We start from the raw sequence: 14,532 nt of genomic DNA on the forward strand, positions 1-14,532 counted from the left end.
GCTTAACTATGAGAGCTATAATTATAACTATTTTCTTATCGGCCATTACTTTAACCTGCTTTGGCCAGTACGGTAAGGATTTTCGTAACCTGGGCGATAGGGCATTTGCGGATAAGGATTATTACGAAGCCGCCTTTTATTACCGTAAGGTTGCCGAAGGTATGCACCTTCTGCAAAACAAGGAGGTGCCGTTTCAAACCATGAATAAGGCGCCCAAAAAAGATAAACCATCTGATGCTACTTACGTGAGCTATCGTCTTGCAGAGTCGTATCGTTTGTATGAAAACTATATTGAGGCCGAAGGCTGGTACAAAAAGACAGTTGATGCCCCGGATGCGGCCACTTATCCTTTAACCAGGCTTTGGCATGGGGTATGCCTTCGCGCTATACAGCGCTTTGATGATGCAATTACAGAGTTGCAGCAGTTTAACGCCGGGTATGATAAAACCGACGAATACAAGGCTATCGCCAACAAGGAAATTGCTAACTGCACTTTTGCTAAGGAGCAGTACAAGTATCCGCAATTACTTGAAGCCGTAAAACTCAAAGGCGACTGGAACTCTGATGGATCGGATTATGCACTGCTGCAAACCGGCGATAATTTCATGTTTACCTCATCGCGCTTTGCTAAGGATGATAAAAAGCATATCAACCGTATTTATACGGCCAATGCCGCGAGCCAATTTAAACCGCAGGTAATTACTTTAAAGGATAATGATGCCAAGAAGGAAACAGAATACGGCACGCCTTCATTAACGCCGGATGGTAAACGAATGTACCTTACCCGTTGGTACAAGGAAGGTACCAAAGTTTATCATAGCATTTATTTTACCCAAAAACAGGATAGCATCTGGTCGCCATTGCACAAGCTGGGCAGTAATGTTAATGCCGATGGTTACAACGCCATACAGCCATTTATTACAGCTGATGGCAAACGGATGTTCTTCGTTTCAAATAAGCCTGGCGGTTTTGGCGGCGATGATATCTGGGTAAGTGATCTGGGCGATGACGGTGAAGCCACAAACGCGGTAAACCTGGGCAGTACCATCAATACAGATCGTGATGAACAAGCCCCATATTATAATGCCGATGAAAAAAGGTTGATATACAGCTCAAAAGGTTTTACAGGTTTAGGCGGATTTGATTTTTTTGAAAGCAAAGGCGATGCAGGGAATTGGAGCAAACCGGTAAATATGGGCTATCCTATGAACTCGGCCAAGGACGACCTGTATTTTATGCCAGATAGCAAAGATGCCAGCAAATGGTACATCAGCTCGGACAGAGAATCGGATTGCTGTTTGAACCTGTTTGAAGTGCATAACAAGAGCTTTATTTTGGCCGGCATAATTACCGATTGCGAAACCCGCAAGCCATTGGCAGGTGTTAAAGTGAGCTTTATTGACTCGCTGGCAAAACAAACGCTAAAGGAATTAACCACTGGCACCGACGCCAAGTATGCGTTTAAGGTAACATCAAAAAGACCATATAATTTAAAGCTCGAAAAAACAGGCTACTTCACTAAAATATTGCCTATCCCGGCAAGCGGGCAAATGAGCAACGATACGTTGTACAACGCCGAGATCTGCCTGCAGGCTTTTGAAAAGGATAAGCCTATTGTGATCAATAATATTTTATACGATTTCAACAAGGCAACGCTAAGGCCCGAATCTAAAACGGTGCTCAATAGCCTGGTTACCATCATGAAAGATAACCCTAAAATAATTGTGAGGCTCGGTGCGCATACCGACTCGATAGGTAGCGTGAAATACAACCTCAAACTATCGCAGGCGAGGGCGCAATCATGCGTGGATTACATTATAAGTCAGGGAATAACCAGCGAACGCATTTATGCAAAAGGATATGGAAAGAGTATGCCTGTTGCGCCAAACTCATTACCTAATGGCAAGGATAATCCTGCCGGAAGGCAACTTAACCGACGCACAGAATTTACAGTTGTAAAAACAGAGTAATCATGGATTTATTAACCTAAGCTATTTTTTATGAAAGAGTCAGCAACATTTCACCGCCCGTTTTTAAGAACAAAAGGATTTTCAACCTTTCACATTCAAATTTTTGAGCTGATACTGCTTGGCAAAGCCAACAGGGAGATCAACAGGCTTATGGGATATACACCCAAGTCGCACATGGTGGTTGATCATTCGCGCCAGGTTATGAATAAATTGCTTTCGTATGAAGGCCTTTGTAAACGTGATTATAAAGATAGGGTAGTGTACCCCCGTAAATACCAGTTCTGGTGGAAAAAATTACTCGAAAAACACAGGGATACCCTGATTCAGAAAGCCATAATACCTGAGTACTATGATGATGTAGCACCAGGCATTTAAAGATAAAGGGCATATGTTAGGTTAATGTGCCCTGGGTTGTAATGGTTAGTACGAGCCCCGCGGATAAATGTCTGTGGGGTTCGTTGTTTTGTCAGTATTTATCGAAATTTTATTCATTGCCGTTGACTTTAGTCAACGGTAAAAAAAGAAACGAATAATCGGGCTTCAGCCCCATCTCCCGGTGTTTTGGCTAAAGCCACTTATATTGTCGGCCAATCCGTTGACTAAAGTCAACGGCAATGATTTAAATTGGTGTACAATTGCATTTGTGTATTCGCTTTGTCCACAGCCGTAACAATTCAATTACAAACCAATCCCCGGTAAAAATAAAGTGTAATTAATACACACTGAATGTTTTAAATAGTTATTATTGTGTAAGCCAATTATTTGAACAGCCCTTTTAGCACCAAGCATTTTATATGTTTTTGCCTCGTACATAAATCCTTTTAGCAAGGCGAGGGGATAATGCCGCTTTTATGACTGTTCATAAAACGTAAACCAATAATAACCTCAAACATGTCATTAAAAACAAAACTCACCTACGTTTTTTTGACAGGATTAACTTTCCTGCTTTATTCCTTTAAAAAGCCGTTTGATAAGCCACGCGTGCTGGTATTTTCAAAAACTTTAGGCTGGCACCATTCATGTATCCCGTTTGGGATAGCGGCCATCCAAAAATTAGGCGATGAGAATGGCTTCGATGTTGATACCACTACCAATTCGGCCAATTTTACCGACGATAACCTTAAAAAATACCAGACTGTAATTTTTAACTGTACCACAGGCAACGTACTTAACGCTGTTGAACAGGCCGCTTTTGAACGTTACATACAGGCAGGAGGTGGCTTTATGGGCGTACACTCCGCTGCCGATACCGAGTACGACTGGCCTTGGTACGGCAAACTGGTTGGCGCTTATTTTTCAAGCCATCCTAACAATTCCAATATCCGTAAGGCAACTATTGATGTGACGGATAAAAGCCAGCCGGCTACAGCCAATTTGCCCACACGTTGGGAGCGTACCGACGAATGGTATAATTACAAATCTATTTACAGTGGTATCCACGTACTGGCAAGCCTTGACGAAAACACGTACGACGGAGGTACAAACGGAGCCAATCACCCTATAACCTGGTATCATGAATTTGATGGCGGTAGGGCGTTTTATACCGGTTGTGGTCATACCGATGAAAGTTACAGCGATCCGCTGTTTTTAGGGCAATTGCTTGGTGGTATCAAATACGCCATGGGCAATGGTAAACCGCTTGATTATAGCAAATCGTACTCCAAAGTAGCGCCTGACCAAACCCGCTTTGTGAAAACTGTTTTGGTGAGCAACATTGCCTCGCCTATGGAACTGGCTGCTGCCAAAGACGGTCGCGTGTTTTTTACCCAGTTGATGGGAAACTTCTCGGTTTACAATACCAAAACCAACAAGTTTAAGGTGATCCATAAATTCCCAATTACTTATGAGGGTGGCACAGGCGTTATTGGCCTTACGCTCGACCCCGATTTTGAAAAGAACCAGTTTGTTTATATCTATTATATGCCCGCCGGACAAACCATTGAGCCGCTTAATTTTCAGCTATCCAGATTTAAGCTCAGCCCGGCGGATGTGCTTGACCTGAAATCAGAAAAGATCCTGTTTAAAGTGCCTGTACAAAAAGTAAGTGGCGCGCACCACGGTGGCTCATTGGCCTGGGATAAAGATAAAAACTTGTATCTGTCTACAGGTGATAGCTCAAGCCCATTTCCATCAGACGGCTATGCGCCGCTGGATGAACGTCCCGGTACGGAGCATTACAGCCTTGACGCGCAACGCAGCGCGGGTAATACTAATGATTTTAAAGGCAAGATCCTGCGTATCCACCCGGAAGCTGATGGTACGTATACTATTCCTGAAGGAAACCTTTTCCCCAAGGGTACAGCTAAAACCAAGCCCGAAATTTATGTAATGGGATGCCGTAATCCTTACCGTATCGCTGTAAATCCTAAAACATCCGTTTTATATTGGGGCGAGATAGGGCCGGATGCAGGTAATGATTCGCCTCGTGGACCGCGCGGGTATGATGAGTTTAACCAGGCACGTAAAGCGGGCAACTTCGGCTGGCCTTATTTTGTGGGAAATAACTTTGCGTACTCGCACTGGGATTTTGTGAACGCCAAACCTGGGCCAAATTTTGATCCTAAAGCACCTGTAAATAATTCGCCCAATAATACCGGTTTAAATGTGCTGCCACCCGCCATGCCGGCCATGATTTGGTACCCTTATGCAGCTTCGGATGAGTTTCCTGAGCTTGGTATGGGCGGTCGCTGTGCCATAGGCGGCGATTTTTATGAGTTTGATAAGGGCGTCAAAAACCCTAATAAATTCCCCGAGTATTATGACGGTACCTTATTTGTGGCCGACTGGATGCGCAACTGGGTGATTGATCTCCGTTTTGACCAAAACGAGAACTATTTGCGTAACGAAGCATTTATGCCTGCCAACGGTGATTTCCGCCGCCCGATTGATATGCAATTTGGCCCCGATGGTGCTTTATATATGCTTGAATATGGCTCAGTCTATGGTGCTCAAAATGAAGATGCTCGTTTGGTTAAGATCGAGTATAACACGGGCAACCGTGCCCCGATTGCTAAAGCCAGCATCTCAGATACCGCTGCTTTCAATAAATTCAACAGGATGAAGTTCCTGACCTCCGAAGTAAAAGAGTTTCCGGCTAAAAAGGAAATAGCAGGGCAGGCTCCCCTTAAGGTGAGCTTCAGCAGTCAAAACAGTAAAGATCTGGACGACGATGATAAGATCACTTATCAGTGGCTGTTTGATGGTAAAACGTTTGGGGCATCTACACCTTCGGCCAGCTATACATTTACAAAACCGGGCGTTTATAAAACTATTTTAAAAGTGACCGACAGGGGCGGCTTAACTGGTCGCGACACTGTAATTGTAAGGGTTGGCAATACCAAACCTGAAGTTACTATAGCCAGTACCGACAATAAATCATTTATATGGAAAGGCAAACCGTTCCGCTATCATGTGGTGGTTACTGATAAGGAGGATGGCAAAATCGACCCTAAAAAGGTAAAGCTATTTTACATTTATAATCCGCAGCCATCTGCCAATAGTACTACGCAAAACCTAACTGCTTTATCAACTACCGAGGTTAGCTATCCGGGTAAAGGGCTCATTGCTAACAGCGATTGTAAATCGTGCCATACCATTAATAAAACCGCGGTAGGGCCAAGCTTTTTGGCAATTGCCAACAGGTACAAAGCGCAGAAGGGAGCTCTTGATCAGTTATCTAAAAAGATAATAGCAGGAGGTGCAGGTAGTTGGGGTACCGAACATGTGATGAGCGCGCATCCGCAGTTATCAAATGCCGATACAAAGGAAATTGTGAAATACATTTTTTCGCTTACCGATAAAAAGAACCCTGTATTGCCGCTACCTTTAACCGGCACGCTTAACTTAAAGTTTAATAATGCTGAGCCGCGTGGCGAATACACCCTGTTGGCATCATATACGGATAAAGGCGGTAAAGTTGTTGGTCCGCTGAAAGCTAGAGATATGGTGGTTTTGCGTAATTCGGCAATTAAGGCTGTTTATGCTGATGAATTGAAAGGCTTTAACAGATTTAAAGACGATCTGTCGGCAGGTAATCATAAATCGTATGTACTGTTCAGAAATATCGACCTGAGCAATATCAGTAAGTTTGCCTACAAATATGCGTCAAAAGATTATGATGGTGAGATTGAAGTAAGGATAGATTCGCAGGCCGGGCCGGTGATCAGTTCCGTAGCTTATCAAACCACAGGTGCATGGGATAAAACCGGCGAAGTTACCGGAGCGTTAAGCAAGCCTGTAAGTGGAAAGCACGATGTATATTTCTTCGCTATAAAACATTCTAAACCGAGTGATGGTATTTTAAATCTGAAGGATATTCAATTTGTTGAGTAGCCTTATTCATAACCACGTCATTGCGAGGTACGAAGCAATCCCCAATAGGCGGATCCGCTCTGTATAGTTCGCGATTGCTTCGTACCTCGCAATGACGCCTTTTTTAAATCCTGATTAAAACATGAAAAAATCAATCTTATTTATTGCTCTTTCAGCCGCTATGGCCTTGGGGCAAAACAAAGCATCGGCACAAAACAAACCGTTGTTTACCGGTGCTATTGGTGTACAAGCCTACACATTTCGCAGCAGTATGCCTAAAGCAACAACTACTGTACTGGATACAATCAAGTCATTAGGCATCACCGAAATTGAAGGTGAAGGCCCCAAAGGCATGCCGCCCGAAGAGTTCAGGAAGATGTGCGATGATCGTGGAATTAGTATCCCATCTACAGGGGCAGGATACGATGCTATTGTAAATGATCCGGGAAGCGTGATCAAGCTGGCCAAAATATTGGGAGCAAAGTATGTGATGGTTGCCTGGATTCCGCATGGTAAGGAGTTTACCCTGGATGACGCCAAAAAAGCTGTTACCGATTTTAATCGTGTGGGTAAGATCTTGAGCGAAGCCGGCTTAACCTTCTGCTATCATAATCATGGCTATGAGTTTGGCCCTTACAATGATGGTACGCTGTTCGATTATATCGCTCAAAACACCAACCCAAAATATGTTTCGTTTGAGATTGATATCTTGTGGTCATTCCACGGCGGGCAGGATCCAGCCGCGCTTATCAATAAATATCCTTCGCGCATGAAACTGATGCACCTGAAAGATATCCGCAAGGGAGTAGCTAATGATTTAACTGGCGGCACCGATACTAAAAATGATGTAGCCTTAGGTACCGGTCAAATTGATATTCCCGAAGTGCTGAAAGCTGCGAAAAAGGCGGGCATTAAACATTATTTTATCGAGGATGAAAGTCCGTCATACAGCGAGCAGTTACCGGTTACCATCGCCTATCTGAAAGGTTTAAAAGATTAATATATGAGCAATTTAAACCGCAGGCAAGTGTTAAAAGCAATAGGGTTAACGGCAGGTGCAGCTGTTTTAAGCGAAGCCAGTGCAACTTCGGCTCCCATTGCGCCCAAAACTGGCAATGGCTTTGTTTACTCGTTAAACATGAGCACCATTCGCGGGCATAACCTTGGTTTTGTTAAGGAACTTGAAGTAGCCGCCAAAGCGGGTTTTACTTCCGTTGAAATCTGGATAGATACGCTGCAAACCTATCTGCAGGGTGGCGGTTCTGTAACCGAGGCTAAAAAGATCATCGACGGGCTTGGACTTAAAATTGAAGATGCCATTGGCTTCGCCCCCTGGCTGGTTGATGACGAAGCAACCCGGAAAAAGGGTTTGGAACAATTGCAGCAGGAAATGGACATGCTGGCTAAAATAGGTTGTCAGCGCATAGCGGCCCCATCCGCAGGTATGACCAAAGGCCCGGTGCTTGACCTGGATGTAGTAACGGAGCGCTACCTTACCATCCTCAAAATGGGCGAACAAACCGGCGTTATGCCCCAGTTAGAGATGTGGGGCGGCTCGCAGAATCTCAAGCATATAAGCCAGGTACTTTATGTGGCTACGCAATGCGGTAACCCCAACGCCCGTATTTTGCTTGATGTATTCCATATTTTTAAAGGTCAATCGGCAGTAGAGAGTTTGAATTATGTTGGTCACCATGCCCTGGATATTTTTCATGTAAATGATTATCCGGCAGGGATCAGTCCGGAGCAGATCTCTGAACCGGATAGGATCTATTGTGGTGATGGTATTGCGCCACTTAAACAAATCCTGCAAATAGTTAAAAACCCCGAACGGCCGCTGGTGATCTCGTTCGAGGTTTTTAATAAAAGTTATTACGCTCAGGATGCTTTAACGGTAGCTAAAACAGCCTTGGCGAAGATGAAGGCAGTGGCTGCTTGATCTCCAGATGGATTAAACGCTGCATTGACTCACCCCGACGTCGCTGCGCTCGTCACCCCTCTCTACGCAAGCGTAAAGAGGGGATTTTGTTTTTTATTTTCTTTCCCTCTTTGCGGCGAAGCCGGAGAGAGGGTGGTCCAGCGAAGCGCAGACCGGGTGAGTCGATAGTTCGCTTAGAGGGAACTTCTTATTTTTCCCCATAAACAAACTCAATACTATCCTTCACCGTAAGGCCGCTCATATTTTGTCCTACGTAAATTACAGTGTATTTTGATGGTTTGCTGATATCATAGGCCTTTAACAGGTCGACAGTTACTGACAGGCTATCCTTTGGATTTACTTTGATATAGCTGCTGGCCGGTGGCGGCATTATCCTTTTGGCCATGGCTCCTTTGTATAACATTTCCTGACCGCTTGCATCTTTCACATCAAGGTATTTGCTCATAAGCGGCTCAAACGGCGTATGCCATTTGCAAAACTGACGGGCGGTATCAGCATCGTTATAAACCGTGAATTTAAGTTCAACAGCTTCACCGATTTTAATGGTTGGCTTTATTTGCATTTTGGCAAACAGGCCTGGGCTTGCAGCAGGGCTTTCATTTTTAGCAGAATCGGAACCGGCAGAAGTGTTTTTTACATGGTTAACGCTACATGCCGATAAGGTTAGTAACGCTGCAGATAAGATTATTTTGTAGTTTTTCATGCTGCAAATTTAAGCCTTCAGGGGCAAAAGATTGGATAGCTGAATAAACTCTTATAGTCTTTCTGCGATTCCTGCAATATCTATCACAACTTAACCCTGCCTTAATATAGCTTGCTTATTTTTGCAGGTATTATGGAGCAAATGGCTTTAATTTCTTCATTAAAACATACCAGCCCGGTTATCAAAAAAGATCAGCCGGATGATAGCTATAAGTTTCAACCCCTGCCGGAGCCATCGGGCTCTTATCCGTATCATTTATCGGTACAGGATGTAATATCAGATCTGGCCGGTAATAAAATGGTTTTTCATATGGTGGGGGATACCGGTAGCATTCGCAATCCCGGTTCGCAAAGGCGGATAGCAGGCTTAATGGCTGCACAGTATGAAACGATTTCGGGTAAGGAGCAGCCTAAGTTTTTATACCATTTGGGCGATGTTGTTTACAATTATGGCGAAGCTCAAAACTATTACGATCAGTTTTTTGAACCTTACAGTCTGTACCCCGCACCTATATTCGCTATTGCGGGTAACCACGACAGCGATGTAAATCCGGCTGCCGCCATGCCGTATCAAAGCCTTGATGCTTTTACTACCGTGTTTTGTGATACGGTTTCGCGCCAGGTAATGCTGAGCCGAAGGATTGACCGTAAAAGTATGCCTCAGCCCAATATATACTGGACTATGGACACCCCGCTGGCAACTATCATCGGTTTACATACCAATGTACCTAAATACGGAGTTGTTACCCGCGAACAGCGCGACTGGTTTTTGGAGGAGTTGAGATATGCAGATATGGAGCGGCCGGACAAAGCCGTTATCCTTTGCATGCACCATGCTCCTTATTCGGCAGATATTAATCATGGTGCCAGTTTGCCGATGATCGATTTTCTGGAAGGTGTTTTTGAGGAGACCGGCATCCGCCCCGATATTGTTTTTAGCGGGCACGTGCATAACTACCAGCGTTTCAGTAAGCAATATGCCGATTTAACGGTAATGCCCTATATTGTCGCCGGTACAGGAGGCTTTGATGAATTGCATTCTATTGCCCTGACAGATAATGATGGTTTTACAGCCGATGATATGCGATTTGATGGTGTACGCCTCGAAAGTAACTGCGATACCAAACATGGCTTTTTAAAGATTGCCGTTGAGCGCGATAACAGGGGATTAGTCTTGAGCGGGGGGTATTATACCGTAGTGGATGAAGATGAACATACTGCTGTTTTGACTGACAGCTTTACAGTCAGGATCTGAAAAGTATAAAACAAAAACGGGAGGTTTAGCCTCCCGTTTTTGTTTGTAGTTAAAGTTCAATAGCCTGTATGGCTTTATCTAAAGCCGTTTCCTGTAAGCCCGGCATTTTTACGCCTTCAACCCTGAAGGTTTTAATATCGGTCATGCCCATAAAGCCTAAAACCGCCCTTAAATAAGGTTCGGTAAAATCATAAGCTTTCATAAAACCTTCTGAGTATACACCGCCAGATGAAATGGCCAGGTACACTTTCTTGTTTTTAACCAGGCCTTCAGGTCCTTTCTCGCCATAGCTGAAAGTTTTACCTGCGCGGGCTATATGGTCTATCCATGTTTTTAAAGTAGATGGAATGCCAAAGTTGTACATCGGTGTATCGATAACTATAGCATCGGCGTTCATTATCTCGGCAATCGCCTCGTCCGAGTGCTTAACGGCTTCAACAAGTTCTGGTGTCCTTTTTTCTTCGGGGGTATAAAAAGAAGTAAGGTGCGCTTCTTCCAGGTGAGGGAATGGCGTAGCGGTTAAATCGTGGGTAGTTAAAGTATTATCCGGATGTGCCGATTGAATTTCGTTAACAATGGCATTGCCTAATTTTACGCTGAATGATGCTTCGCCCTGAGGGCTGCTGATAAGATGTAATATTTTCATTGCTCTGAATTTTGTGGAAGCAAAATTATTTTACTTTACTATCAAAAAGATACTACTATCCTAAAGGATACCGATATCCTTTAGGATAGTAGTATCTTGAATTGAATTTATTTGTTTGAACATCAATTAGATAGGTTTGGTGTTGTTTGATAACGGCTCTGAATTGATCAAACTGCGCCGATTATATGGCACGATCTTTTTTACTCCCAGCCGCTCGCCGGTAAAAGTTCGTTTTTATTGAAATTTAAAGGTTTTGTGTTGTTTTAACCTGTTCATTACCACGTAATTATACGCGGGGCGATTACGTAGAAATACGCGGCAATTACCGTGCGTACACTTGCACGTTACTTAACAGAGATGCCCAACTTTGGTATAACATCAGCAGCCAAACTGCAGCCAACCTATAAACATCTATTTATCATGATTTACCAAACGTTAAGTTTTTTAACTGAGCAGTTGAACAACTACCTCAAAACAACCGATGGAAACAGCGGGCTCAGTTCAACTTTTACCCAGCTCAAAAATGTGGCTCATCTGAGCGATGATGAGATCAAGGGGCTGGAAAATATCCTGGTAACACTGGTAAATCTTTCCGAGGAGTTTACCATGAAAAACATGCCCAATTATGTACGTAACGGCGATGATATCAACTACCGCAACGCGCCTATGTACCTTAACTTATATGTTTTGTTCTCGGCTTGTCTGTACTCTTCCTACGAAAAATCCCTGATCTTCCTGTCGCACATCGTCGAGTTTTTTCAGGGGAAGAACACTTTTACCCAACAAAACAGTCCGACTACAAAAGTTGGCCTCGGCGATTTTCGCCTCATACTTGACATTTACTCGCCCACATTTGAGCAAGCCAATTACCTATGGAGCACGCTGGGCGGTAAACAATTTCCCTATGTACTATACCGTGTACGGCTGGTTGAAATACTGCGCGATAACGTAACCGAATCACGTGGTATCATTAAAAAGATAGAACTAAGCGATAAACTGAGTTGAAGATTAGTGCGGGCGATTAACCAATAAATTATAACCCGATGGTACTGGACCTGAACTACGAAACACTGTTTGAGATTGCCATCAGTCATCATTATCACCTTGATGACGGTGCCACGCTCTTTGACACGCTTAGTGCCGATGCGCGCCTGGCTGTGCTGGAGCGTTACGACATAAGCAGTTTCATGAGCGTAACGCCTACCAAAGCTACCCGGGCAAAGTTTGCTGGTTTGCACGTGGTTTATAAGCAAACAGAAACCGGTATTATCACTGGTATCCCATATACTTTAAACGGAACTAAGGAGCAACCGCAGATAGTTCCGGCAGATAATATGGTGTTTAGCTTCAGCGTAGCTATAAACGATGGGTTGTTTGCCAATTATAGTTCGCTGCCGTTAAAAGCGCCAGACGGCATGGTGTACTTTTTTACCAATGATCCGTCGCTGTCGCCACGTGTATCGCCTTTTTTAACCGCCACACCCAATGTGTATAAAGCGGCTACGGATTATTACCCGGGAGATATGCTGGTTGATAACCAGGCTACACCGACTAAGTTATTCATCGCCCAGAAAAAAAATAACCTGGACCCAACTGCCGGAGCTACCCCTGCGGGCAACTGGATCTCCGATACGCTGGTGGGTGGTAAACCATTGAGCTATGCAAGCGGTGCCGACCTGATCCGACAATGTGGAAGGGTATTCATCTACCAGGTAACGGTAGCCGGCAAAACCCCGGCTCTTACGATAAAAGACAGGCAGGGGAACGTGGTAAATGTAACTACCAGTTTAGAAACCGGTGAACTGAATATTATTAAAGCAGATATGAGCAGCTTGCCTGAGGGCTTGTATACTGCTCATCTGGCCGATACCGGTTACACCGACGATTTTCCGTTTTATTATAGTACGGATGCATCGGCCTGGGCTTTTATTGATATCTGTGTAAAAACAAGTAACGCCGTATATAACCTTTTGCAGGCAGATACAACGCTGAAGGCGCCGGTATTTAGCTTAAGGTTCAAAAACCGGTCGACCTATTGGCGGTACGTAGGCGCTATGTTTGGAGCGGCTTCCATAAGTGCTAACGCGCTGCCGCTTACACGGCAGGGTTTTATATCGGTAAAGGTGAATGACAAAAATAATAAGCTTACTGCCGATGATTTGCCCAATGCTACGGCATCGCTCATAAAACCAGAAACCAACCAGATTTTTTCAGACATATTTTTTTAGGAAGTAAAAAACAGTAACATGGCAACAACATACAAAACTCCGGGTGTTTATGTGGAAGAAATTCCGCTCCTACCTCCATCGGTAGCCGAGGTTGAAACGGCTATCCCGGCCTTTATAGGCTACACACAAAACATTAGCTATAACGGGGCGTCGCTGCAGTACAACCCTGTCAGGATCAAATCGCTTAAGGAATATGAGCAGATCTTTGGTTTTGCCGAAAATACCTTGTTCACCACAACCGGTACAGCAACAGGTATCAAAATCAAGAAAGCGGCGGGTGTGTTTTCATTTGATGCCGCGGTTGATGATCCCTATGCAGCACTGAAATTCAGGATGTACTATTGCCTGCAGCTTTATTTTGCCAATGGTGGTGGCCCATGCTATATCGTATCGGCAGGGCAAACAGGCGCGGCTGTTGCGGTTGACAAAACCTTGCTTACCAACGCGCTTGCCGCTGTCCAGAAGGAAGATGAGCCAACCATCCTGCTGTTTACCGACGCTGCAACGCTTACCGCCCCGGCAGATTATTACGGATTATTTACCGCTGCACTGGCCCAGGCTGCATTTTTACAGGATAGGGTTGTGCTTATTGATCCGTACGTAGCTGTTGCCGATAAAGGTAAAAAAGCTTTTGGCGATATCGCAACCGCCTTCCGCACAGCTATAGGGGTTAATAACCTTAGTTATGGCGCTGCATATTATCCATGGCTGCAAACCAGTATCAATTATTTCAGCGATGAAAGCAAGCAGCTGATTGTCACAGGCACAGGCGTTACCGCTACAGATTTTCCGGCTACGGCAGTGCTGCGTGATGACAATAATACAGCCAATTCCATCTACCATATAAACAGCGATCTGTATAACTATATCAAACAGCAAACCGGCCTGTTCTCGGTTATTTTACCTCCGGCATCAGCAATAGCGGGCGTGTATGCTTCTGTTGATAACACTCGCGGTGTTTGGAAAGCCCCGGCAAATGTAAGCCTGAACATGGTTGTGGCACCAATGGTGAAAATTGATGACTCCGACCAGGAAGATATGAACGTTACCAGTACCGGTAAATCGGTAAATGCTATCAGGGCATTTTCTGGTAAAGGTGTATTGGTTTGGGGAGCACGTACGCTGGCAGGCAACGATAACGAATGGCGCTACATATCGGTAAGACGTTTCTTTAACATGGTTGAAGAATCGGTTAAAAACTCAACCCAGCCCTTTGTATTTGAGCCCAATGATGGTAACACCTGGGCGAAGGTACGCGGCATGATAGCCAACTTTTTAATACTGCAATGGCGCGCGGGTGCCTTACAAGGCGCGAAACCCGAAGACGCATTCTTTGTACACGTTGGCCTTGGCGAAACCATGACCTCGCTTGATATACTGGAAGGCAGGCTCATTGTTGAGGTGGGCATGGCTGTGGTTCGCCCGGCAGAGTTCATTATTCTTCGCTTCAGTCATAAAATGGTTCAATCTTAAATCAATTA

11 protein-coding genes are annotated in these 14,532 nt (G+C 44.5%); 9 read left to right on the forward strand and 2 right to left on the reverse strand.

Features of this window, described 5'->3' with window-relative positions; genetic code table 11:
- The first annotated feature begins 8 nt into the window (after positions 1–8).
- The 5 genes from EAH55_RS11225 to EAH55_RS11245 all read left to right on the forward strand — a co-directional run bounded on the left by EAH55_RS11225 (position 9) and on the right by EAH55_RS11245 (position 8,220).
- Positions 9–1,970, forward strand: coding sequence for an OmpA family protein (locus EAH55_RS11225; protein WP_121809701.1), 1,962 nt, complete (start codon positions 9–11; stop codon positions 1,968–1,970).
- 30 nt (positions 1,971–2,000) lie between these two features.
- Complete coding sequence (locus tag EAH55_RS11230) at positions 2,001–2,345, forward strand: hypothetical protein (protein WP_112573764.1); 345 nt, start codon at positions 2,001–2,003, stop codon at positions 2,343–2,345.
- A 516-nt stretch (positions 2,346–2,861) separates the two neighbouring features.
- Positions 2,862–6,302 (forward strand): ThuA domain-containing protein, encoded by a 3,441-nt coding sequence (locus EAH55_RS11235; protein WP_121809702.1) that lies wholly within the window; start codon positions 2,862–2,864, stop codon positions 6,300–6,302.
- 121 nt (positions 6,303–6,423) lie between these two features.
- Positions 6,424–7,281, forward strand: a complete 858-nt coding sequence (locus EAH55_RS11240; RefSeq protein WP_121809703.1) for a sugar phosphate isomerase/epimerase family protein — start codon at positions 6,424–6,426, stop codon at positions 7,279–7,281.
- 3 nt (positions 7,282–7,284) lie between these two features.
- Positions 7,285–8,220, forward strand: coding sequence for a sugar phosphate isomerase/epimerase family protein (locus tag EAH55_RS11245; RefSeq protein ID WP_121809704.1), 936 nt, complete (start codon positions 7,285–7,287; stop codon positions 8,218–8,220).
- A gap of 187 nt (positions 8,221–8,407) precedes the next feature.
- Here the strand turns inward: EAH55_RS11245 and EAH55_RS11250 are convergent, their stop codons facing one another.
- Positions 8,408–8,923 (reverse strand): protease, encoded by a 516-nt coding sequence (locus EAH55_RS11250; protein WP_121809705.1) that lies wholly within the window; start codon positions 8,921–8,923, stop codon positions 8,408–8,410.
- Positions 8,924–9,034: 111 nt separating this feature from the next.
- On the opposite strand from EAH55_RS11250, the gene EAH55_RS11255 reads away from it, so the two are divergent.
- Positions 9,035–10,177, forward strand: a complete 1,143-nt coding sequence (locus tag EAH55_RS11255) for a metallophosphoesterase family protein (protein ID WP_244228160.1) — start codon at positions 9,035–9,037, stop codon at positions 10,175–10,177.
- Positions 10,178–10,226: 49 nt separating this feature from the next.
- On the opposite strand, the gene EAH55_RS11260 is transcribed toward EAH55_RS11255, so the two are convergent.
- Positions 10,227–10,823 (reverse strand): FMN-dependent NADH-azoreductase, encoded by a 597-nt coding sequence (locus tag EAH55_RS11260; RefSeq protein ID WP_114937087.1) that lies wholly within the window; start codon positions 10,821–10,823, stop codon positions 10,227–10,229.
- Positions 10,824–11,150: 327 nt separating this feature from the next.
- On the opposite strand from EAH55_RS11260, the gene EAH55_RS11265 reads away from it, so the two are divergent.
- The 3 genes from EAH55_RS11265 to EAH55_RS11275 are packed head-to-tail and all read left to right on the forward strand — an operon-like array spanning position 11,151 to position 14,524.
- Entirely contained in the window at positions 11,151–11,828 is a 678-nt protein-coding gene (locus tag EAH55_RS11265; protein WP_146750072.1) for a DUF4255 domain-containing protein, read from the forward strand.
- Between the two features lie 38 nt (positions 11,829–11,866).
- Positions 11,867–13,051, forward strand: a complete 1,185-nt coding sequence (locus EAH55_RS11270; protein WP_121809706.1) for a hypothetical protein — start codon at positions 11,867–11,869, stop codon at positions 13,049–13,051.
- Positions 13,052–13,069: 18 nt separating this feature from the next.
- Positions 13,070–14,524 (forward strand): phage tail sheath family protein, encoded by a 1,455-nt coding sequence (locus EAH55_RS11275; RefSeq protein ID WP_112573757.1) that lies wholly within the window; start codon positions 13,070–13,072, stop codon positions 14,522–14,524.
- Positions 14,525–14,532 lie beyond the last annotated feature (8 nt).

This window comes from Mucilaginibacter kameinonensis, assembly GCF_003675385.1.
In the GTDB taxonomy this organism is placed as follows: Bacteria; Bacteroidota; Bacteroidia; order Sphingobacteriales; family Sphingobacteriaceae; genus Mucilaginibacter; species Mucilaginibacter kameinonensis.